This window comes from Methanothermobacter sp. (assembly GCF_049720995.1).
GTDB lineage: Archaea > Methanobacteriota > Methanobacteria > Methanobacteriales > Methanothermobacteraceae > Methanothermobacter.
In genome coordinates, this window is record NZ_JBNASF010000011.1 from 1 (window position 1) to 22,229 (window position 22,229).

The 22,229-nt window shown below is 48.9% G+C and carries 21 protein-coding genes; 11 read left to right on the forward strand and 10 right to left on the reverse strand.

Annotated features, from left to right (window positions below; all coding sequences use genetic code 11):
• From thsA to ACPLJI_RS04685, 3 genes are all read right to left on the reverse strand, one after another.
• A partial coding sequence (gene thsA / locus ACPLJI_RS04675; RefSeq protein WP_424741151.1) for a thermosome subunit alpha occupies positions 1 to 1,349 on the reverse strand: 1,349 nt, incomplete at its 3' end.
• Positions 1,350 to 1,484: 135 nt separating this feature from the next.
• On the reverse strand, positions 1,485 to 1,898 hold the full coding sequence (locus tag ACPLJI_RS04680; protein ID WP_424731120.1) for a hypothetical protein: 414 nt from the start codon (positions 1,896 to 1,898) through the stop codon (positions 1,485 to 1,487).
• A 3-nt stretch (positions 1,899 to 1,901) separates the two neighbouring features.
• Positions 1,902 to 3,122 (reverse strand): FprA family A-type flavoprotein, encoded by a 1,221-nt coding sequence (locus ACPLJI_RS04685; RefSeq protein ID WP_424731121.1) that lies wholly within the window; start codon positions 3,120 to 3,122, stop codon positions 1,902 to 1,904.
• Between the two features lie 92 nt (positions 3,123 to 3,214).
• Here ACPLJI_RS04685 and ACPLJI_RS04690 point away from each other — a divergent pair, with 92 nt between their 5' ends.
• Complete coding sequence (locus tag ACPLJI_RS04690; protein WP_424741152.1) at positions 3,215 to 3,772, forward strand: hypothetical protein; 558 nt, start codon at positions 3,215 to 3,217, stop codon at positions 3,770 to 3,772.
• 203 nt (positions 3,773 to 3,975) lie between these two features.
• Here the strand turns inward: ACPLJI_RS04690 and ACPLJI_RS04695 are convergent, their stop codons facing one another.
• The 4 genes from ACPLJI_RS04695 to ACPLJI_RS04710 form a co-directional block, all read right to left on the reverse strand.
• Entirely contained in the window at positions 3,976 to 4,788 is an 813-nt protein-coding gene (locus tag ACPLJI_RS04695; RefSeq protein ID WP_424731123.1) for a 4Fe-4S binding protein, read from the reverse strand.
• Positions 4,789 to 4,873: 85 nt separating this feature from the next.
• Positions 4,874 to 5,404, reverse strand: coding sequence for a RimK/LysX family protein (locus ACPLJI_RS04700; protein ID WP_424731124.1), 531 nt, complete (start codon positions 5,402 to 5,404; stop codon positions 4,874 to 4,876).
• A 15-nt stretch (positions 5,405 to 5,419) separates the two neighbouring features.
• Positions 5,420 to 6,808, reverse strand: a complete 1,389-nt coding sequence (locus ACPLJI_RS04705; protein ID WP_424731125.1) for a 2,3-diphosphoglycerate synthetase — start codon at positions 6,806 to 6,808, stop codon at positions 5,420 to 5,422.
• A gap of 135 nt (positions 6,809 to 6,943) precedes the next feature.
• Positions 6,944 to 7,252, reverse strand: a complete 309-nt coding sequence (locus tag ACPLJI_RS04710) for a UPF0058 family protein (protein ID WP_424731126.1) — start codon at positions 7,250 to 7,252, stop codon at positions 6,944 to 6,946.
• Positions 7,253 to 7,570: 318 nt separating this feature from the next.
• On the opposite strand from ACPLJI_RS04710, the gene hisD reads away from it, so the two are divergent.
• The 4 genes from hisD (at position 7,571) to hemL (ending at position 12,172) form a co-directional block, all read left to right on the forward strand.
• Positions 7,571 to 8,842, forward strand: a complete 1,272-nt coding sequence (gene hisD, locus ACPLJI_RS04715; RefSeq protein ID WP_424731127.1) for a histidinol dehydrogenase — start codon at positions 7,571 to 7,573, stop codon at positions 8,840 to 8,842.
• Positions 8,843 to 8,886: 44 nt separating this feature from the next.
• Positions 8,887 to 10,200 carry an aspartate--tRNA(Asn) ligase gene (gene aspS / locus ACPLJI_RS04720; RefSeq protein ID WP_424731128.1) on the forward strand — a complete coding sequence of 438 codons (1,314 nt, stop codon included), beginning with the start codon at positions 8,887 to 8,889 and terminating at the stop codon, positions 10,198 to 10,200.
• Positions 10,201 to 10,212: 12 nt separating this feature from the next.
• Positions 10,213 to 10,830, forward strand: coding sequence for a cobalt-precorrin-8 methylmutase (locus ACPLJI_RS04725; RefSeq protein ID WP_424731130.1), 618 nt, complete (start codon positions 10,213 to 10,215; stop codon positions 10,828 to 10,830).
• Positions 10,831 to 10,909: 79 nt separating this feature from the next.
• Positions 10,910 to 12,172 (forward strand): glutamate-1-semialdehyde 2,1-aminomutase, encoded by a 1,263-nt coding sequence (hemL, locus tag ACPLJI_RS04730; protein ID WP_424731129.1) that lies wholly within the window; start codon positions 10,910 to 10,912, stop codon positions 12,170 to 12,172.
• 115 nt (positions 12,173 to 12,287) lie between these two features.
• On the opposite strand, the gene ACPLJI_RS04735 is transcribed toward hemL, so the two are convergent.
• Both ACPLJI_RS04735 and ACPLJI_RS04740 read right to left on the reverse strand, forming a co-directional pair.
• Positions 12,288 to 12,860, reverse strand: a complete 573-nt coding sequence (locus tag ACPLJI_RS04735) for a hypothetical protein (protein WP_424741153.1) — start codon at positions 12,858 to 12,860, stop codon at positions 12,288 to 12,290.
• Positions 12,861 to 12,980: 120 nt separating this feature from the next.
• A complete protein-coding gene (locus ACPLJI_RS04740; RefSeq protein WP_424741154.1) occupies positions 12,981 to 13,691 on the reverse strand; it encodes a DUF4012 domain-containing protein in 711 nt (236 codons plus the stop codon).
• 221 nt (positions 13,692 to 13,912) lie between these two features.
• Between ACPLJI_RS04740 and mtxX the strand changes: the two genes are divergently transcribed.
• The 3 genes from mtxX (at position 13,913) to ACPLJI_RS04755 (ending at position 16,270) form a co-directional block, all read left to right on the forward strand.
• Positions 13,913 to 14,608 carry a methanogenesis marker protein Mmp4/MtxX gene (gene mtxX, locus ACPLJI_RS04745; protein WP_424731330.1) on the forward strand — a complete coding sequence of 232 codons (696 nt, stop codon included), beginning with the start codon at positions 13,913 to 13,915 and terminating at the stop codon, positions 14,606 to 14,608.
• Positions 14,609 to 14,655: 47 nt separating this feature from the next.
• Positions 14,656 to 15,423 (forward strand): polyprenyl diphosphate synthase, encoded by a 768-nt coding sequence (gene uppS, locus ACPLJI_RS04750; protein WP_424731329.1) that lies wholly within the window; start codon positions 14,656 to 14,658, stop codon positions 15,421 to 15,423.
• A gap of 100 nt (positions 15,424 to 15,523) precedes the next feature.
• Entirely contained in the window at positions 15,524 to 16,270 is a 747-nt protein-coding gene (locus ACPLJI_RS04755; RefSeq protein WP_424731328.1) for a TatD family hydrolase, read from the forward strand.
• 12 nt (positions 16,271 to 16,282) lie between these two features.
• Here ACPLJI_RS04755 and ACPLJI_RS04760 read toward each other — a convergent pair whose 3' ends face one another.
• Positions 16,283 to 16,651 carry a carboxymuconolactone decarboxylase family protein gene (locus ACPLJI_RS04760; protein WP_424731327.1) on the reverse strand — a complete coding sequence of 123 codons (369 nt, stop codon included), beginning with the start codon at positions 16,649 to 16,651 and terminating at the stop codon, positions 16,283 to 16,285.
• 89 nt (positions 16,652 to 16,740) lie between these two features.
• Between ACPLJI_RS04760 and ACPLJI_RS04765 the strand changes: the two genes are divergently transcribed.
• The 3 genes from ACPLJI_RS04765 (at position 16,741) to ACPLJI_RS04775 (ending at position 22,102) form a co-directional block, all read left to right on the forward strand.
• Entirely contained in the window at positions 16,741 to 17,391 is a 651-nt protein-coding gene (locus ACPLJI_RS04765; RefSeq protein WP_424731326.1) for a 2,5-diamino-6-(ribosylamino)-4(3H)-pyrimidinone 5'-phosphate reductase, read from the forward strand.
• Positions 17,392 to 17,402: 11 nt separating this feature from the next.
• Positions 17,403 to 17,939, forward strand: coding sequence for a DUF483 domain-containing protein (locus tag ACPLJI_RS04770; protein WP_424731325.1), 537 nt, complete (start codon positions 17,403 to 17,405; stop codon positions 17,937 to 17,939).
• 239 nt (positions 17,940 to 18,178) lie between these two features.
• Complete coding sequence (locus tag ACPLJI_RS04775; RefSeq protein ID WP_424731324.1) at positions 18,179 to 22,102, forward strand: cobaltochelatase subunit CobN; 3,924 nt, start codon at positions 18,179 to 18,181, stop codon at positions 22,100 to 22,102.
• Positions 22,103 to 22,229: the final 127 nt, after the last annotated feature.

Consider the following 22,229-nt stretch of genomic DNA (forward strand, 5'->3'; position numbering starts at 1 on the left):
AGTCCAGCGTTCTCTGCAAGTGTCTTTGGAACGATCTCAAGGGCATCTGCAAATGCTGAGACTGCAAGCTGCTCCCTGCCACTTATGCTATCAGCGTATTCCCTGAGTTTCCTTGCTATTTCCACCTCAGGTGCTCCTCCGCCTGCAACAACCTCGCCGTCCTCAATGGTTGAGGCCACGACACCTATTGCGTCCTCAAGTGCACGTTCCATCTCCTCTGCAACATGCTTTGTGCTTCCCCTGAGAATTATTGAGATGGCCTTTGGGTCCTTACAGTTCTCGACGAATGTCAGCACATCATCGAAGATCTTCTTCTCGTATACAACCCCTGCCTCTCCAAGGTCGTCCTCTGTGAGGTCATCAATGTTTGTAACAAGCCTTGCACCTGTGGCCTTCTCGATGCGTTTTATGTCAGATTTCTTGACCCTCTTGAGTGCAAGTATACCCTCACGTGAGAGGTAGTGCAGTGCAAGGTCGTCGATGCCCTTCTGGCAGAAGACAACGTTGGCACCTGAGCTCTTTATCTTATCAACCATGTCCCTGATCATCTGCTCTTCCTGCTCGATGAAGGCCTGCATCTGTGATGGGTCTGTCAGCCTTATCTTGGCGTCGGTTTCAAGGTCCTTGACCTCTATCGGGTACTTTAGGAGGGCTATTCTGGCATTTTCAACCCTCTTTGGCATTGAGGTGTCTGCCCTTGCCTTGTCTATCACTATACCATTCACTATTCTTGACTCGTTAACTGATGCTCCCTGTATCCTCTGTATGTTGATGTTGTCCCTGTCGATTTCACCATCCTCTTCCACCTGCATGACCGCATCCACAACCAGTTCAGCCAGTTTCTCCTTGGCCCTTTCTGAACCCTTACCTGTCATTGCGGTCACCGCAACCTTCATGAGTGTGTCCCTGTCACTTGCCTTGATGGATATGTCTTCGAGTATCTCCTGGGCCCTGAGGGCTGCCTGCCTGTAACCCACGGCTATTATTGTTGGGTGAACACCCATTTCAATGAGTTTTTCTGCTTCCTTAAGGAGTTCCCCTGCTATGATGACAGCTGTTGTTGTACCGTCACCCACCTCGTCTTCCTGGGTCTTTGCGACCTCAACAAGCATCTTTGCGGCAGGGTGGGATATGTCCATCTCCCTGAGGATTGTAACACCGTCATTGGTAATTACAATGTCTCCAAGTGAATCAACCAGCATCTTGTCCATGCCCTTGGGACCGAGAGTTGTCCTCACGGTCTCTGCGAGAACCTTACCTGCAAGTATGTTGATTCTCTGGGCTTCCTTTCCAACGTAACGGCTCGTGTCCTGTGGTAATATTAATATGGGCTGCTGTCCCTGTGCCATTAAATCACCTCTTAAATAAATAATGCAATTATCGATGGGTTTAAGGTTCTATAAATAATTTGTGCAGATGGAAGGTTACAGTCTAACATTTCAGGGTGCTGTGAAATGAAAGAATAAATGAATTCCAGTTTCATGCTACTGGTTGGGGAAGATTCTTGGAAGGAAGGTCTGGCAGAAGTCAGGTGTCAGCTTTGAGGTCTCATGTTGGATCTTTTCAACAATCTCATCCTCAAGTTCAGGAGTCTTTGATGCCTCAACAGCAAAGCCCTCGGAGTCAATCCAGACCCTCAGTGACTCCTCACCCATTGTCATCTCAAATTCAACCGTTTCACCCTTTTCAATATCACCGAGTATATCATCCATGACCTCATCTGAGAGCTTGAGGAGCTTCCTGCCCTCGGGTTCATAGGTGTTCTTCGATGTTCTGATCCTTTTGATCCTTACAGGGGCGCAGCCCTCCTCCCTTATCGTCTTTCTCACCGTCCAGAAGAGGCTGACAACAATTTTTTTCTCAGGGTCGTGGCTTCCCTGAAATTTAACGGACTTCATCAGTTACATCTCCTTTATCCTTTTGCCGATTGATTTTCCGATGCTGTAACAGCGCTCCAGGTCATCCTCATCAGGGACGTAGTTGACCTCAAGGGTCTCTGCAACCTCAAACCCCGCGGCACTGATTTCGTCTTTGAGTGTCCTCACTGCACCTCCACCCCATCCCTTTGATCCAAATACAACTGCCAGCCTCTTGAATCCGGTTCTATCGAATGTGAGCCCCTTGAGGTAGTACATTATGTCCCCAAGACTCGGGAATGGTCCGTTGAACATTGTGGGGCTTCCAATGAATAACGCCTTACTTTCAAGGATGTTCTTTACGATTTCACTTCTTTCATCCTCGTGGAGGAAGTGCATTGAAACATCCACGTCCTCGGCCATGAGTCCCTCTGCAAGTGCATGTGCAAGCATCCTGGTGGAGTAGTGCATGGTATCATAGATTATCGTGGCCCTGTCACTGCACTCCCCTGTTGCCCATGCTGTGTATGCCTCTATGATCTTCATGGGCTCTGTCCAGATCTGTCCGTGGGATGGCGCGATCATCCGGATCTTCTCGAGAAGCCCGAGGTCCTTCACCTCACTGAACTTCCTTAGCACAAGGGGTGATAGTGGTGTTAACAGATTGGCATAGAACTTCATTGCGGCGTCCATCAGCACGGTTTCAGGCACGTCGGTGTCGAACCTTCTGCTGATGCAGAGGTGCTGTCCGAAGGCGTCGTTTGAGAAGAGTATACCATCCTCCATGAGGAGGGTGAACATGCTGTCTGGCCAGTGGAGCATGGGGGCCTCAAGGAATGTGAGTGTCTTTCCCCCGAGGTCAATGGAGTCCCCTGTTTTCACGGTTTTAAACACGGCCTCATCAGGAAGCGGGTAGTGTTCCCTGAGTCCTTCAGAGGCCTTTTCTGTGCAGATTATTTCTGGCCTGTGGCGCTTCCAGACCTCCATGATTGAACCGCTGTGGTCCCTCTCTATGTGGTTCTGGATTACGATGTCTATTCTTTCATCCCTTTTCTCCCTTTCAAAGGCGTCACTTATCCTTCCAAACATCTGTGGGGATGTTCCGGGGTATGTGTTGTCAATAAGGGCGACCTTATCGTCTCCAAAGACGAGGTACACGTTGTATGTTGTGCCTCCAAGGGTGTAGCCATGGTAGTTCCTTATGTCCCAGTCCATGACACCAACCCAGTAGACACCATCTGCAATCTTCACTGCATCAGCCTTCATCTTATACACCATGTATCAGTTATGTCCGCCATTATTATTAAAATATAGCATTTTTTTATTGCCAGCACCTCATTTAGTATAAAAGATTATTTATGACCATGACACTCAACGCATACGATAAAAAACTAAAAAAGAGAATAGTAGAAGAAGCCCAGAATGTAGTAAACCTTGACAGAATCGCAGAAAAATACAGATTAGATACAAGCACCATCAGAACATGGATGAGAAAAGCGGGAGTAAAGCCATTAATCCCGGCTAACAGGGTCGATAAACAAATCCTTGAACTCTACCTCGAATGCGGTTACTCACCAGAAGAAATCGCCGAGAAAGTCAATAAACCCAAGAAGGCAGTCTCATACATCCTCAACCAGTACCCTGTCACCAGACCATCATCCAACCACCCATTCAACCTCCTAAAAAGGAGTATCTCCAGACTAATAACAGAATTAACCTCCTCTGGAAAAGAAGAAATAACCTATAAAGACTACAGATTCACAATGAAAGGCGGGGCAGTTTATGTCCAGCACCCAGAATACGCTCCTACACCGGAAAAACTATCATCAGTCAGACTGTACACCCATGACGGCCTAAAAATACACTGTTTCATCCACTACTATGAGGAGGATATACTCAACAAAATCAGAGACTAACTTATTTTATATACCTTTTGATGGGTATAGTTCTTTTTGATGAAGCCTACAATAAAATTCAACAATCCAGTATTCCATGAGGCCATCAACACAACAATCAGGAAATATTAAAATTAGATTTTTTTATTAGCAGCACATTTGTGGTGCTGTTTTTCGCTGGATCCAAAAATAGATACACTGAAATAAGCCAGACCTTTCCTGGCCTACCTCTGAGTTTTCGCTGCTCTTGTAAATGCCGACCTTATATTTTCATAGTCCTTACTGTAGAATGGGCAGCTCTCTATGCAGTGGGCGCATCCGTCACTGCAGCCGGTGCATCTATCATCAAGCAGCAGAACCGTGGATCCGCAGCATGTCTCAACCTCCACCAGGGCGTCCCTTGGGCAGGCCTTTATGCACCTGCCACATCTCCTGCAGTAGAAGGGTATCCATTCATGGGCACTGGAACCATAGGGAAGGTCTGATATTCCTGTGAGGACCGCGGATATCTTCTGTGCCGGGCCTTTCCCGGGGCTTATGAGAAGACCGTTCCTGCCCTTAAAACCGATACCTGCATTCTGTCCGAGGAGGGGGAGATCGATGAGGCCGCTCATGGGGTGAATGGCCACAGCACCATATCCGTTAATCCTGAGGTAATCAGCCAGCCTGAAGGTTAAATCTGCCAGTTTCTCGTATAGTCTGTCATTCAGCTCCCTCGCCTCTCTGCCTGGGGGAGTCAGCACGGCATCGTCATCCATGTCCACGGTGATGACCACGGCATTCCTGTAGGGGGGTTCACCTGCAAGGATAACATCAGGTGTTAGCCGGGCGTAGCCAATGTTCGTAATGCCTAGTGAATGTGCATATTCTTCGAGTCGGGCTATAAATTCATCATCTGCCTTTTCTGATGGATCTTCCGGCTCCGGCACCCTGCATTCATCAGGGTACTCCAGAAATCCGCAGCTGCAGATGCATTCACATTTTTCTTCATTAACTGCGGCTGTATCTTCACAGCAGCCACTGGTTTCTTTCTTCACTGTTAATCACCATCCATAACCACATTCTTATATTTACATATATGAATATGCTGGTTTGTGGAATCAGGGTAATCCATCTGAGATTTCAATCATCTTCTATTTCATATTTGAATTCCCAGAATGGGGTTCCCCGGGACTCCCTTCCCTCAAGGTGCTCCATCTCATGTGAAACACCATAGGCCCCCGAACCTGTGAATTTAAGGGGCTTCCTGAGCCTTTTAAGTTTAATCTTAAAATCAAGCGGATCAAGCACCGCCCTGAGGATGTAGTCACCATCCACGACGACCCGGTAGGGCCTCTTCACAAGTTCCCTCTCATTTTTTGAGCCACACTTCTCGAGCCGGTAAACGGTGCCCTCCTCCCTCACCACCCTGGGGTTCAGAAAGAGGTAAACTATCTCAAGGGTCCTCCCTGTCATTTCATCCTCATCAAAGCGGGTGACCTTCTCCTTCACCGCCATGAAACGCCCGGAGTTCTTCCTGAGGCTCCAGTCACCACCATACCTTATGGAAAAAAGGAGGGGTATGAATGCGTCGGGGGGTATCTGAAGCTCATCTATAACCCTCTTTTCACTGAGGGTGAACCTCAGAAGTTTCCTGATGTCGGAGTCATCCAATATACCACCTGCTCCCTATGGGGTCCTTCTGAGATTGAAGTCATCTATGGCGCTTTCCACAACCCTGATTATGGCGTCATCAAGTTCATCCTGCGAACCGTCCCTCACAATGGGTATGTTGTCGCAGTAGATGACCTCGAGCCCCGCCTCAAGGGCGTCCCTTGTTGCAACATCAACCGCAGCAGCCTTGAGCTCCGTCAGCATCACATCCGCGTCATCTATGTACCTCTCAATGTCCCGCTGGAGGAGCGGCCTGTTTGAAAGGTGTGGGGTTGTACCGACGACCCGGCAGCGATACTCAGACTCAAGGTATTCAACCAGTATATCCTTCACAGAGTCAGGGGCAGTGGTTGCAAAAAGAACATTCTTACCGCTGATATCCCCCAGTGGCTTGGGCCTGAAGACTGTGGTCACAACCTCTGCCCCGGGGTTCACGGATTCTATGAACTCAACTATCTCCTTAACCTTCCCATCATCTGCCATGGGCTCCTCGCACATAGTGACTATCACAAGATCTGCCAGCCTTATCCTGAAGGGTCCGAAGAAATTCTTTATATTTATGATGGGCTGATTTGCACCAACAAGGACTATGTGCCTGTTTGACTTCACCGGAGGTATTGCAGCCCCGCTTCCCTCGAGTATTATGAAGTCAGCGTCCAGGCTGTTGGCTGTCTCAGCACCCCTCTTCATGTTGGTTATGAACACATCCCCCACCATACCGCCACCGCAGCGCCTGCAACCAACCGTGAGTATCCGGCTCATGAGGGCGTCCTCCCAGTGGTCAGAGGCTGCATGAACACCCCTATCTGACTGCTCCATAAGGAACTCGGGGGTTATTTCTATCCTGTCACCCCTGACGATCTCCGGCTCCTCAGGACCGCCTCGACCCATCGCCACAACACAGGGGTTGTACTCACGTTCATGGATCAGGCGGGCCGCATAGGAAGATACAGCTGTTTTACCTATCCTCTTACCTGTCCCGAGAATCTTGAGGGATGGTTTTTTGAGTATATCATATTCTGTGAGGGGCTGGAACTCAAAGTCAGGACCCCTGTAGACCGCACCCTCCTCAAGGACAACAGATGCTATCCTGAACCTCTTTGAGTAGTCCAGGACGGGTTCATCACTGAGGTCCATAACCGTGTCTGCACCGTACTTTCTGATGAGTCTGGCTATCAGGTCATAGGGTATCCTGTGGGGATCATCACCGAAGTAAACGGGTCTTCCCATCATTTCGGTGTACTCCTCAGGTGATGATGTCCTGAGTTTTTCGGTTCCCCCTATGAAGATGAGTGCCTTGACGTCAATGTGTTCCATTGAGTCAAGGGTCTCAACAGCCGCCCTTGTCACGGGGAGGTAGTGCTCTCCATCAACAAGACAGATCATGCTTTCTGTGGCCTTCATAAAAACACCGTTTATGATATAAGTTGAGGAATATTAAAATAGTTGTTTCTTGTATGGAAGAGAATTGTTAAGGTTTGTTCCTGGCTGGCACCACATCTATTAGAAAAACTTAGGTTTTGGAGAATGGATGGGTTTCTATTTTGACTCCAGTCTGGCTTCCATCTTCACAACTTCCTTCCTTGACCGCTTTGCAAGTTCTGAGAGACCATTTACAACATTTGGCGGGAGGTTGTGTCCTTCCTTCTTTGCCAGGATCTCGGAGATGGCGCTTGAGAGTACAAAAATAGCGTATTTATGCTCGGCCTTTGTGCGGTGGATGTGGTGGGGGCTGATGTTGAGGGAGAAGTACTCTTCGCATTCATCCTTTATATCGTATCCATTCTCGAGGTACTTCAGAACATATACCAGAAATTGGTGCAGTTGTATCATTTCGTCCTTATACATGGTTACCAGCCTCAGTCTCCTTATAAGTGTGTATTAAATTTATTATTTAAAAATTTTGGTGGAGGGACAGTCCCATTATCAAAATTAAAGATATAATATGAATTAATGTAAAAATTACAGCAGATAGCCGGATATATCTGAATATCTTCCCTCATCTCACCATAGTTAAGTTAAAACTGATAAATAAAGCTTTATATTACTGAAACTTTTTAAATTATTAATTATGTGGGGGTGGGGTGTATCGTCTGCAAATTCTTAAAAGTGATGGATCCATAAAACTAACCATTCACCTTAACTTTTCCATGGAGGATCATCCTCATGAGGATAATAGAATTTGATCATGAAAGAGTCGATGAACTTGTTGAAAGAGCGAGGATTGATGTTGATGATGTCCTGGGACCGGTGGCGGATATCATCTCGATGGTGAGGACCGGCGGTGATGGTGCCCTCAGGGAACTCACAGAGAAATTTGATGGCGTCTCACCTGAGACCCTCACTGTTAGCCAGGAGGAAATAGATGCGGCCCATGAAAACCTGGACCCTCAGGTGAAGGAAGCGCTCACTGAAGCTGCAGGGAACATCGAGGAGTTCCACAGACTCCAGCTACCCTCTGAGTGGATGGCTGAGATCCGGCCAGGGGTCAGCGCAGGGCAGATAGTGCGACCCCTTGACAGTGTGGGCTGCTACATACCCGGCGGAAGGGCTGTTTACCCCTCAACAATACTCATGACCGTTATACCGGCAAGGATAGCAGGGGTGGAAAGAATAGTATGCTGCACACCACCGGCATCCGATGGCTCGGTTCCTGACGCTGTTCTTGTGGCTGCTGACATTGCAGGTGCACATGAGATATACCGTGTGGGGGGCGCCCAGGCGGTGGCTGCAATGGCCTACGGTACCGAGACCATTGGGGCGGTGGATAAGATAGTGGGTCCCGGCAACATATTTGTGACCGCAGCAAAGAAACTGGTATACGGTGACGTGGATATAGACTTTCCGGCAGGCCCATCGGAGGTGCTCATAATTGCAGATGAATCTGCAAATCCAGATTACATTGCCCTCGAGATACTGGCACAGGCAGAGCATGACCCCCAGGCTGCGAGTGTCCTTGTGACAGACTCAGAGGAGCTTGCAGCCAGTGTGGATGGGTTGGTACGTGAAAATATTAAATACATGGAAAGGGCCAATATCATAGAGGAGTCCCTTGAAGGATATGGAATGATAGTTTTAACGGAGGATATTGATGGGGCCGTGGACTTCAGCAACGCCTACGCCCCGGAGCACCTTGTTATAATGACGGATTCTCCTGAAAAAACACTCAAGGGTATCCGTAACGCAGGATCCATATTTCTGGGTGAACTCTCACCTGTGGCGGCAGGTGATTATGGTTCAGGGACCAACCACGTGCTTCCAACGTCTGGCTGCGCCAGGATGTATTCGGGGCTATCAACGGAGTCATTCCTCAAGAAACCAACGGTTCAGAGGATAAACCGGGAGGGTCTCAGGAACATCCAGGAAACCGTCCTCCGGCTTGCTGAATACGAGGGTCTATATGCCCATGCCGAGTCATTCCGGAGGAGACTTGATTAAACTTGAATCTGAAATAATTCACTTAGCTACAAGAGGTGATCTGATTGTTACTTGGAGATCTTAGAAGGACTCACTACTCAAAGGACATAAAACCTGAAATGGATGGAGAGGAAGTTACTGTCATGGGATGGGTCCATGAGATAAGGGACCTTGGAGGGATAATATTCGTGCTCCTAAGGGACCGTGATGGACTCATACAGATAACAGCACCCAGCAAGAAGATTGAGAAGGACCTCTTCAAATCCATGAGAAAGCTCAAAAAGGAATCTGTTGTGGCATTTGGGGGAAATGTGCAGGAGTCAGATAAGGCCCCAGGCGGCTTTGAAATAATACCATCCTTCATGAGGGTTCTGAACCCCTCAAAACAGCCACTGCCACTTGACCCCACAGAGAAGGTGAAGGCCGAGATAGACACAAGGCTTGACGCCAGGTTCCTTGACCTCAGAAAACCATCAGTGAGTGCAATATTTAAAATAAAGAGTCGAATGCTGCATTCAGTCAGGGTATTCCTTGAAGAGAATGGTTTTCTTGAAATCAACACCCCCAAGCTTGTTGCATCTGCAACAGAGGGTGGCACTGAACTTTTCCCCATAACCTACTTTGAAAGGGAGGCCTTCCTGGGCCAGAGCCCACAGCTCTACAAGCAGATGATGATGTCAACGGGCCTTGACCGTGTCTATGAGATAGCCCCCATATTCCGTGCAGAGGAGCACGACACCCTCAGGCACCTCAACGAGGTCATATCAATTGACATAGAGGCCTCCTTCGTTGACCATGAGGATGTCATGAATATACTTGAAAGGCTGATTGTGAGGGTCATTGAGGATGTTAACGAGCACTGCACCGACGCCCTTGAAACCCTTGGCAGGACCCTTGAGGTGCCTGAAACCCCCTTTGAGAGGCTTGAATATGATGAGGCAGTTGAACTGGTAAACTCCAGGGGGGTCCCAATGAAACAGGGCGAAGACCTTCCAAGGGCGGCTGAAAAGGCCCTTGGTGAGGTCATGGACGGCTACTACTTCATAACGTCATGGCCAACCGCAATAAAGCCATTCTATGTGATGCCAGATGAAGAAGATCCTGAAAGGAGCCATGCATTTGACCTCATGTACAGGGACCTTGAGATATCCTCGGGTGCAATGAGGGTCCACCAGCATGACCTCCTGGTTGAGAAGATAAGGAGGCAGGGATTAAACCCCGACTCCTTTGAGAGCTACCTTGCAGCCTTTGAGTACGGCATGCCACCCCATGCAGGCTGGGGTCTCGGAGCTGAACGGTTCAACATGACCCTCACTGGTGTCAATAATATAAGGGAGACAGTACTCTTCCCGAGGGACAGGAGGAGACTCACACCGTAGGTGATGGGATTGATGGGTGCATCCACAGGTCAGGGCTATGAGATAGCCAGAAAGAGCAGAGAAATAGTCAGGAAACTGATATCTGATGAGCTAGCCTCTCTCAGGGATGAGGAGGCAGCCATAGTTGAGCGCATCGTCCATTCAACCGCTGATCCGGAGTATGCCAGAATAACAGAGTTCAGCCAGGACTTTGTGGATGCAGCCCTGGATTCAATCAGGAGTTCAGGTGAGATACTCACCGACATTGAAATGGTCCGTGCAGGAATATCCAGACCTGCCAGCTGCCACATCAGGGACCCTGAGGTCAGGGAGATTGCAGAAAGAAGAGACATCACCAGGGCAGCCGCCTCAATGGAGTACGCTGCAGAGAGGGGCTTCAGGGGTGTTGTGGTTATAGGCAATGCCCCAACAGCCCTCATGAAGGTGATTGAACTTACAGTTGAAGGCATAATGGATGCAGAGGCTGTTATAGGAGTCCCGGTTGGATTTGTAGGGGCTGCAGAATCAAAGGAGGCTCTCAGGGAAACCGATATACCCAGCATGATAACCAGGGGCCCCAAGGGAGGCACACCGGTGGCAGTGGCAGCTTCAAATGCTCTTATAGCACTATCAGGGGGAGGGGAAGTTTAGAGGTTCTCCTGAGGAGACTATCATAAGTTTGAAGGGTTCTTAGCATCATCGAGGTTTAGAAATGTTTAGAGGTTCCATCATGAAGTCGAAAGAACTGTTTGAAAGGGCACAGAGGGTTCTGCCGGGTGGTGTTAGCTCACCTGTGAGGAGGTTCGAGCCACACCCCTTCTTTGCGGCTGGGGGTAAAGGGTGCATACTGGAGAGTGTTGATGGTGAGAGCTACATCGACTACTGCCTGGCGTACGGACCCCTGATACTGGGACATGCACACCCCCGGGTGGTTGAGGCGGTTGAAAGGCAGATAGAGAGGGGCACAACCTATGGTGTGCCATCTGAGGGGGAACTAGAACTTGCAGAGACAATAATAGATAGGGTCCCCTGTGCTGAGATGGTCAGGTTCATGAACTCAGGCACAGAGGCCACCATGGCCGCTGTGAGGCTTGCAAGGGCATACACAGGGAAAGAAAAGATTGTCAAATTTGAGGGATCCTACCATGGGGCCCACGATTACGTCCTTGTAAAGCCAGGTTCAGGCGCCGCCGCCGCACCCGATTCACCGGGTATACCTGAGGATACTGTAAAAAACACTCTCACCACAGTCTTCAATGATGAGGAGGCTATGGTTGAGCTCATTGATGGTATGGGGGATGATATAGCATGCATCCTGGTTGAACCTGTGATGGGTAACATCGGGTGCATAGAACCTGAAAACGGCTACCTGAATTTCCTCAGAGATGTAACGAGGGAGAACGACATTCTCCTAATCTTTGATGAGGTCATAACAGGCTTCAGGCTGGCAGCAGGGGGTGCCCAGGAGTACTACCGTGTTAAGCCGGACCTTGTGACACTGGGAAAGATAGTTGGGGGCGGCTTTCCGATGGGGGCCCTGGCAGGCCCACGACAGATAATGGAGAACATTGCGCCGGCTGGTAGCGTATATCAGGCAGGTACATTCAATGGAAACCCTGTATCGGTAACTGCAGGTCTTGAAACCCTTAAAATACTTGATGATAAAATGTATTCAGGTCTTGAGAGGATGGGTTCCCATCTCAGGGCAGGTTTAAGGGATTTCCTATCTGATATGGACCTTGAATACCATGTTGCAGGCCCGGCTTCAATGTTCCAGATATACTTCACTGAGAATGAGGTCAGAAACTACGCTGATGCCAGAAAATCAGACACCGAACTCTTCATGAAGTACTTCCATGGACTGCTGGAGGGGGGTGTCTTCATACCACCATCACAGTTTGAGTGCTGTTTCATATCCACTGCACATGAGATGGATCATATAAACAGTACCCTTGAGACTGCAGAGGATGTGCTAACCCATTTAAAGAATTAATAATCTCTTTATTTTTCATTGGCCTCCGGCTCACATGAACAGTTGGCCCTACTTTACCTGGTTTTTATGTGAATTTCATGGCTATGAAGAAGTAGAGGAAGCATAAATTAATTTTTTATGTGAATTTCATGGCTATGAAGAAGTAGAGGAAGCATATAACCACAAATATGAGAAGAACCGTGACGGCGGTCCTTAAAAATTTGCTGTTAAGTGTCTTTCCCTCACGTTCAGCAAGGAACTCCCTCTGTTCACGCACCTGTGATATGAAACTCTCTGCCTCTCCTCTGCCGCCTGTTACCAGATTGCTGTCTATTATCTCCTCATCAAGGAGTTCATCCACAATCTTTTTCTGCTCCTTAACATCGTCGATTATTCTCTTCTCTGCCACGAATTCCATGAGGGACCATTTGCCGCCTTTTATCTCCTGCAGTGTTCTCTCCTCATTGTCTATACTTCTGGAGAGGTTTTCAAGGAGGACTCTTTTCCGGTCACTTTCGCCGGGAATTTCAGGTTCAGGTTCCTCTGGTTCTTCATAGAAATCTTCGAGTGTGCTGTAGTATCCCAGTGAGCCTCCACATTCACAGGAATCAAAATCAGATGGGTCCTCACCATCTTTCAGCTGGTAGTAGCCCCCGCATTGTGTACATATAAGGTAGCCCATGGTTTTTTCCATGTTTTCATCGGACAAGGAGATCCCCCACACATAATATTTACATTATAGTAGTTAAGTTTTTTTGTTTAATCAGGCATTTTTTATGCACCGGGGTATCCTGTGATGTTTTTCAAAAAAAAATAAATGGTTTTTTTATCAGCTGGTCACCCTTTCAAGTCCTGTGGATATGAGGAACTGTATGAAGGCACCTTCGGGTACAACGACGATATTTCCCTGCTGATACTGCTGTATGCCCGCGTTCACCATGGCCATGTACTTTGAACGGTCCTTTGTGGCATTGAATATTGCCCTCATGAGTGACTGAACTGCAACGCCCCTTGCGGATCCCTGCTGCTGTTCCTCCCTGAGGAATGTTATGCTGTTTCCTGAAACATAACCCTGACCCTCAACATAAACGGGGCCTATTGCCTGTAGGATACCGTCCACTGCCTGGGGTGTCACTATCACGACGATGTCTGTTTTCACACCGGTGTTGTATTCCACGATCTCCTGTGCAAGTCTGGCACCCTTCTCTGTATCGTTTTCCCAGAGGGCGTCATGCAGGAGCCACCTGTTTACTCCCTGCGCCCTCAGTGACGCCGGAGGGGCTGCTGTTGGATGGGCCATGTTGTGAGGGTAGACAGCCGTTACATTGGTTATGTTACCCTCGTTCATGGTTATTATGAAGGCCATGTCAACGGCCCCTATACCTGGCCTTGGTTCACTGGGGTCTGCGCATAGAAGCAGCACGTGCTTTTCTCCCACAAAAACGTTCTGTGAATTTGTGATGTAATTTTCATATGTTACAACTGAAAGACCGAGTATAACTATGAAGAGGCCCAGTATTATCCTGTTTTTTGTGTCCATTATATCTTACCTTCCTTTAAGATGGATCTATTATTAGATCATGTGAGGAGTTGAAATTGAAAACCCTGCTTCAACAGATTTACGTTAACCTAAATTTTCTTAATTTCCATATAAATATTTGGCGCTGATGTATCATGTAAAACTGAATCTTTAATACATAAAACCTATATATTAATGTTGCTGTAGGTCCAGAGACATTCATAAGCTGGGGGACTTGATTCATGAGGATAGTGGCAGGGGTCGGTGAGAACAGGAACATCGAAAGTGCTGCATCATCTGTGGAATTTGATGTTGAACTGGTTTATTCCGAGGATGAATTCATCGAAAGGTTAAGAAGTGGAAAAGATGTATATGTGAGGGGATCTCTCCCATCAGCAGGAATAATGGCGGAACTCAGAAGTAATGGACCCTTAATGAGGGCTTCATGGATAGAGACGGGGAATGGGAGTTTTTTCCTGGCACCAGTGGGAATAGATGAGGGTGAAACGGTCACTGAAAGGCTCAGCATCGCAACTGCAGCAGGGGACTTTCTCAGGAAAACAGGAACCGAGCCGTTCATAGGTATAATATCAGGGGGACGGCCAGGTGATCTTGGAAGGTCCCCTGCAGTGGACAGTTCAATCCGTGATGGTGAACTTCTGGCTTCAATGGTAAAGGATAAATATGAAGTGAGGCACTACCATATACTGATAGAGGAAGCCGTGAGGGATGGGTGCAACGTCATCATGGCACCCGATGGGATAACAGGTAACCTCATATTCAGATCACTGGTTCTCGTTGGCACGGCCAGAAGCCACGGAGCTGTGGCCCTTGGATTTAATGGGATTTTTGTTGACACATCCAGGTCACAGACCACTGCGGGTTACCTCAGGGCACTGAGATTCGCCCACTGGCTTGCCACCAGTTGGAGAGATTAGATCAGCATTTTATAGATTATTAAAAACTCCAGTCAGGTAGATGGGAAATGTCACCTTTAAAACCTCTTTACAAACTTTATGAGTGGTACATATCGCGCAACCTCAAAAAGGACAGGATGCCAAGACACGTTGCCATTATAATGGATGGTAACAGGAGATACTCACGACTCCAGGGCAGCGTCGACCCTATAGAGGGTCACAGGAAGGGTATTGAGACACTGGAGAAGGTCCTGGACTGGTGCGTTGACCTTGGCATAGAGATAGTAACCGCCTATGCATTCTCAACTGAAAACTTTAAAAGGCCGGAAAACGAGGTTAAAGGCCTAATGAAGCTCTTCAAAGAGAACTTCGAGGCAATAGCAAGCAATGAGAAGATACATAAAAACCGTGTAAGGGTCAAGGCAGTCGGAAAACTTGAACTGCTCCCTGAAGATGTTAGAAAGGCAATAGAGGTCGCTGAGAGGTCAACGGAGGGATACTCTGATCGCCTTGTGAACATCGCAATAGGATATGATGGTAGGCAGGAGATAGTGGATGCTGCAAGGAAAATCGCCGAGGACGTCAGGGCTGGCCTCATTGACCCTGAGGACATAGATGAGGATATGATAAACAGGAACCTCTACACCGCTGGGCTGGAGGACCCCCACCTCATTATAAGGACCAGCGGTGAGGAGCGCCTCAGCGGTTTCCTTCTATGGCAGTCATCCTATTCAGAGCTGTACTTCTGCGACAGCCTGTGGCCGGAACTTCGAAAGGTTGACTTCTTAAGGGCCATAAGGTCATACCAGCAGAGGGAGAGGAGATTCGGTACCTAGTTACGCATCAGGTGATTTTAAGGGCTATAATGTCCTAACATGAACATGACCGGATCCTGATATCCATCAAGCGACTAATGGAGGGATCAGTATAATAGATGTGCACTGTCATCTGGACTTCAAGGACTTCAACAGGAACCGTGAAGAGGTTATTGAGAGGGCAAAAGGAAAACTCAGGGCTGTTATAGATTCAGGTGTTGGACTTGGGGGTAACAGAAGGGCCCTTTCCCTTGCCTCCGCTTATCCTGGATTCATATACCCGACCATGGGTTTTCATCCAGCCGACGCATCAAAGGCGAGGCCTGAACTCATAGAGGAGGTTGTGGGGCAGATAGAGTCACACATTGACAGGATAGTGGCCATAGGCGAGACAGGCATGGACTTCCACCACACCCGTGATGCAGGGGGTAGGAGAAGACAGGAGGAAGCATTCAGGATCTTCGCAGGGCTTGCAGAGGAACATGAGATGCCCCTGGTTGTCCATGCAAGGGACGCTGAGGAGAGGGCACTTGAGATAGTCCTCGAGCACAGCATACCCGAGGTGGTATTTCACTGCTACAGTGGCAGCCTATCCACTGCAGAGAGGATAATGGACGCTGGATACCACATATCAATATCGACACTGGTGACCTTCTCGGATCACCACATGAAACTTGTTGAGGAACTTCCACTGGAGTGCATGCTTACAGAGACTGACAGCCCATATCTCTCCCCTTTCAGGGGAAAACGCAACGAACCCGCATTTGTGGCTGAAGCGGTTAAGAAAATAGCGCTAATAAAGGATACTGATGTTGAGGATGTTGACAGGATGACAACGTCCACTGCAGAAAGGGTGTTTGGCCTATAAGGCCATCTGAATTTATTTCTCCATCTCCCTGAAAACCTCAGCTGCCGCGGTAACACCATTTATGGCTGCAGGAAACCCTGCATAGACCGCCATCTGGATGAGGACCTCAATTATCTCCTCCCTGCTGCACCCTGCATTGAGTGCACCCTTCACATGACTTTTCAACTGTTTTTCAGCCCCAAGAACCGTGAGTGCAGCCACAGTCACAAGTTCCCTTGTTTTAAGATCCAGAGAACCCCTGGAGTAGATGTCACCGCATGCAAATTCAACCACGTACCTTGAAAGATCAGGGGCAACGTCCTCAAGTTCATCACGCAGCTTCCTGTAGGACTCCCTGTGTATCCTTTCAAGTATCTCCATTCCAGCATTGTATCTGTCCATATTTCAACCTCCCGATCTGGAAACCACATGGTTTCCACAGTAATTTAATAGTATGGTGGCTATAAACCTATAGACTGGAGGAGAAGTTCATGAGGCCATACGTTATACTCAACGCAGCCATGACACTCGATGGTAAGATTGCAACAAAAACAGGGAGCTCTGAGATATCCGGTGAGGAGGACCTCAGGAGGGTCCATGAGCTTCGAAGGGAATGTGACGCCATAATGGTGGGTATAAACACTGTACTCGCAGATGACCCCCGCCTCACCGTCCACAGGGTTGATGCAGAGGAGGGGGATAACCCTGTGAGGGTGGTGGTTGACAGCAGGGCAAGGACACCCCCGGATTTCAGGGTTCTCAACGATGAGGCCCCAACGGTGATAGGTGTCTCTGAAAGTGCCCCTGCATCAAGGGTTAATGAACTCAGGAGGAGGGCTGAGGTTGTGGTTGCAGGAAAGGACAGGGTGGACCTGCACCTGCTCCTTGAAAGGCTCCATGAAATGGGTGTCAGGAGGCTGATGCTTGAGGGGGGTTCAACCCTCAACTACTCCATGTTAACAGGGGGCCTTGTTGATGAGGTCCGGGTGTGCATAGCCCCTATGATCGCAGGCGGTGAGGATGCAAGGACACTAGTTGATGGTGAGGGTATAGAAGATATGTCTGAGGCCATAAAACTTGAACTTGAGAGGTTCTACACCCTGGGGGAGGACCTCATAGTTGAGTACACCGTAAAGAGGTAGATGTGGTTTTCATGTTAGAGAGGATCTATGAGAGGATACTGAGGATAAGGGAAGATGGATGCAGGGACTGCCTGAAGGTTGTCTGCCGTATGGATGACTTTCAGTTCAACCAGCTCATGTCGAGGCTCCAGCTGCAGATTGAGATAACCTCTTGGTATGATCCGCCTGTGAGGCCCGCCCTGGATCCCATGATATCCACGGAACTTGGTGTTTACAGGGGTGATGATGAGAACATAGGGAGACTCCTTGGCTATCCTGAGTGCTGCATACAGAGCTTCTCTGAGAACACCAGGTATGCGATTGATGAGGATCACCTTTCAGAGGTGGATGAACTTGAGGTTCCCCCGGGTAAATGCGCCCTTGTGCTCCCATCGGGTTTCATACCCTGCAGCCTCAGATGCAGAGAGGCATGGGAGAGGAATCTCATAGCCTTTGCAGACAGGGAGGAGTTTAAGAGGATACTTGAACTTGAGGATGAACTCCGCATTAAGCTCCCACATTTTCACCTGGCATATGATGAGTATTTTGAGAAGATAATCCTTGAGTGAATCTTTTTATTTTTTTGGGTGATTTCTGAGTATTTTTGGAAGATAATCCTTGAGTGAATCTTTTTGGCGTGCCAGACAGGACATCGGCTTTTATTTAAATCAGGTATTACTTTTAACCGGTATATCATTTAAATTATTCATACTTTGAATTTTTTAATTAAGATTTAAATATAGTTAGATCAAATCTATTTAGGATATTTAATCAGAAAATTATTAAAAATTGTAAAGGAGGTGAAAAAATGAAGAAGTTTCTACTGATGGCACTTATTCTGCTCCTAGTTTCAGTTCAATCAGTATCAGCAGCAGACAACGATACCAACACAACGGATTCAAAGATGCTGAAGGACACAAACATGGTTGTGCTCCTCACAGGCTGCGTGGTGGGGACCGTTGACCCCATAATGAATGATGCATACCGCAACGACCTCCTTCCTGCCGGATACAACTTCACTCTGAAGATATACACAATGGACACCTTCAACCTCAACTCAACGGCATCCAGCCAGTTCAGAAATGACCTCAGGAACGCAGATGTATTCTTCCTCTTCACAAGACCCGGTTACCCGGTTACCGGGATGAGCTATGGGACAGAATTCGATGCAGCAGTCGACTTCCAGGCCCTTGCAGCCAGTATGAAACCAGGGGCGCGAATATTCGTCCTGGGCCCTGTAAAACCCAACGTCACAGGTGTTAATGTGACCAACCTTCCAGCCTATGGTCCAGTGGCAGCACCTGCACTTTCACAGGAAAACATAAAGAGGACGCTCCTGGAGGTCCTTAGGCTCAGCGGGGCCGTGAACCTCACGGCCAACGACACAAAACTGGTACCTGGAATGGTGGACTTCCTCTACCATCCACTGGCACCACGTGTTTACACGGACAGGGCATCCTACATGGACTGGTACATGAACACCACCCTCTACAGGCCAGGAGCCCCATGGGTGGGGGTTGCCATACTGAACCGTTACTACCTCTCGGGTAACATGGACGTCTATGAGACCCTCATACAGAAGCTCGAGGCGAAGGGACTCAATGTGATACCCTACTTCTACTGTTCAGACCCCATAGGGGCCTCAAGGCGCTTCTTCATGGTAAACAACAGTTCAGTGATTGACGCCCTTGTTGCCTGTGTACAGTTCGGTTACTGGCCAGACAACAATACCATAACCTTCTTCACTGACCTCAACGTGCCTGTGCAGGGACCCCTACCGGTTTTCCTGCAGACCTCCCTTGATGACTACATAAACAGCAGCAGACAGCAGGGCCTCAGGGGTCTGGAGTACTACTGGCTTGCAATGTTTGAGATGCAGGGACGAATAGAGCCCATCCTGATAGGTGGTAACAGGGTATCGGACCCTGACCCGCTAACCGGGGTCACACTCAAGGAATACGTGGCCTATGAGCCAGGGATAAACCAGCTGGTGGAGCGCACACTCGCCTGGGTTAAACTCCGGAAGAAGATGAACAGTGATAAGAGCATAGCCCTCATCTACTTCGACAGCACCCATGATGAGGGAATGCCAGCAACAAATGGCCTCAACCTATACGGCAGTCTGAGCAACATACTCCTCGCAATGAGGGCAGCGGGTTACACAACAGGAAGTGGAAACCTGACTCCAGAGTACATCTATGAACTCATAAACAGGGCTGGAAGGAACCCCAGGAACATGACACAGTCAGAACTCAGGAAACTAGTTGAAGCTGGATGCATCACAGTACCGGTTTCAGAGTACCTCAGGTGGTATTCAAAGCTCCCTGAAACCCTCAGACGCCAGGTTGAGGCAATTTGGGGTCAGGCTCCAGGAAACATCATGGTCTACAACGGTAGCCTTGTGATCCCTGGCTTCATGCTCGGCAACATTTTTATAGGTCCGCAGCCGGTCTGGAAGTGGAATGGCACACTCAACAACGGCACGCTACCACCGACACACCAGTTCATAGCATTCTACCTCTGGCTTCAGAATGGATTCAGGGCAGACGCAGTGGTACACATAGGACAGCACGGCACACTGGAGCTGCTCCCGGGCCATGTTAATGCCATGACAGAGGATGACTGGCCAAACACCCTCATAGGATCCATCCCCAACATACACCTCCTCAAGATGGAGGACCCACTTGAGGCTGTTATAAACCCTGCCAAGAGGAGGGCATACGCCGTTACCATCTCATACCTCATACCACCGGTAATGAGGACAGAACTCTATGGCGTATACCAGGAACTTTCAGACCTACTGGGTTCATACAGCACTGCAGAGGCATCAGGGGATAGGGATAGGATGAATGTCCTTGAATCCCTTATAAGGGATGGTGTGAAGAGGGCGGACCTTGACGTGAGGCTCAATGTGAGTAATTCAACCGCCTTCAGTGTTCTCAGGGTGAGGCTTGAGGAGTACCTCCATGAGCTCACAGAGATCCTCATGCCCTATGGACTCCACACATTCGGGGAGCTTCCTGACAGTGAAACCCTTGAGAGGTTCCTGGATGCAATCATATCCTTTGACCCTGCAAACAGGACAGCAAGGAGGGATGAGATAAGGGACCTCCTCATCATGAGCGCCAACAGTGAGATGGCATCACTCCTGAGGGCCCTTAACGGGGAATTCATACAGCCAGCTCCAGCAAGAAGCCCCATAATCAACCTTGCAGCGCTTCCAACCGGCCGGAACATGTACACCTTTGACCCATCATCCATACCTGACCCTGCAGCGTTTGTGATTGGCTCAAGGGCTGCAGAGGAGATGCTTAAACGCCACAGGGAGGCAAACGGCGGAAGGTTCCCTGAAACCGTTGCCGTTGATATAGGTGACGTCATATCAACTGGCGGCCAGAGCATCGCGGCAATATTCTACTTCCTGGGTGTTAAACCAGTCTATGAGAGCGGAGCACTCATCGGGACAGAGATCATCCCACTCAGTGAACTTGGAAGGCCAAGGATCGACGTTGTGATAAGCGACTTCCACAACTTCCGCGGGGCAATTCCAGGGGCAATGGACGTCATAGACAGCACGATTAAGAGGATAGCGAACCTCAACGAGTCAGCTGAGATGAACTACGTGAGGAAGCATTACCTTGCCCTCAGATCAGGCATCTACAGTGAACTGGTGGCCTCAGGAATGAACAGTTCAGCGGCTGATGAAATGGCTGACAGGCTTGCAAGGACCAGGATCTTTGGGCTGCCACCAGGTGCAGACCCCCATGGTGCGGGTGTCGACAGGATACTCTGGTCACGGGATGACTGGACAGCCGAGGAGCTTGCAGAGACCTACCTCAGCTACTACTCATATGCCTATGGAAGGGACATCAACGGCCTCCAGAGCCCGAAACTCCTGGAGTCCCTCCTTCGTACAGTTGACGCAAGCATGGTGATAATGCCCTACAGGGCACCCGGCGAGGGAACCTGCCTCTACAGGGTCTCGGTCACCGTGAACTTCATGGTGAACCACCTCACAGGGAGGAACATAAACAGCTACATTGCAAAAACAGCCTATGGAACACCCATCATAAGGACCCTCCAGGAGTCAGCCTACGATGACCTTGCAGTGACACTCCTCAACCCCACATGGATCCAGGGCAAGCTGCGTGAGGGACCATCTGGCAGCGCATCAATAGCACTGCAGGTGAGGGACCTCTTCACCAGCGATGCCCTCGTTGACGTGGCATCAGCCGATGTCTGGAGGAGGATTGCCGACACATTACTCTTTGACAGCTCTGTGAGGTCACAGCTTGATGCATCAGCCCTCCAGATGATAGCACGCTATGTGAGACAGGCCCATACGAGGGGGCTTGTGTCCCTCTCAGGGGCTGAACTTGCAGCAATATCAGGGATGCTGGGTGAGGGGACATCCACAGACACTGAGCAGGGAAACAATCAGGGTTCAGATGATGGAACCACCACAGGATCCCATGGATCAACTGGAAGAGGGGGAGGAAGATCTCCCGGCACACATGCAGGGGTTTTGGCACAGTCCCCTCCTTCAGAGTCAGGTTCATCATCCCCTGGGGTTGCAGGAGCATCAGAACAGAAACCTGGAAGTGCCTATGAGATCTCAACTCCAGAGGTAGAGGAGAAATCAGGCAGCGCACAGCTCTACGCTGTTGCTGGCATACTTGGAATCTTCTGCCTTCTGGGGGTTGGCTACTACTTCGGACCTCTCAGAAAATAATTTCATCCCCCTTTATTTTTTTAATTTTTGACGATAATTGATTTTTCCTCCTATCTAACGCTTAATAGCTGGTTTTTCATTATAAACATCATGAACCGCCAATTGTGATTTCCGCATATTTCTCATG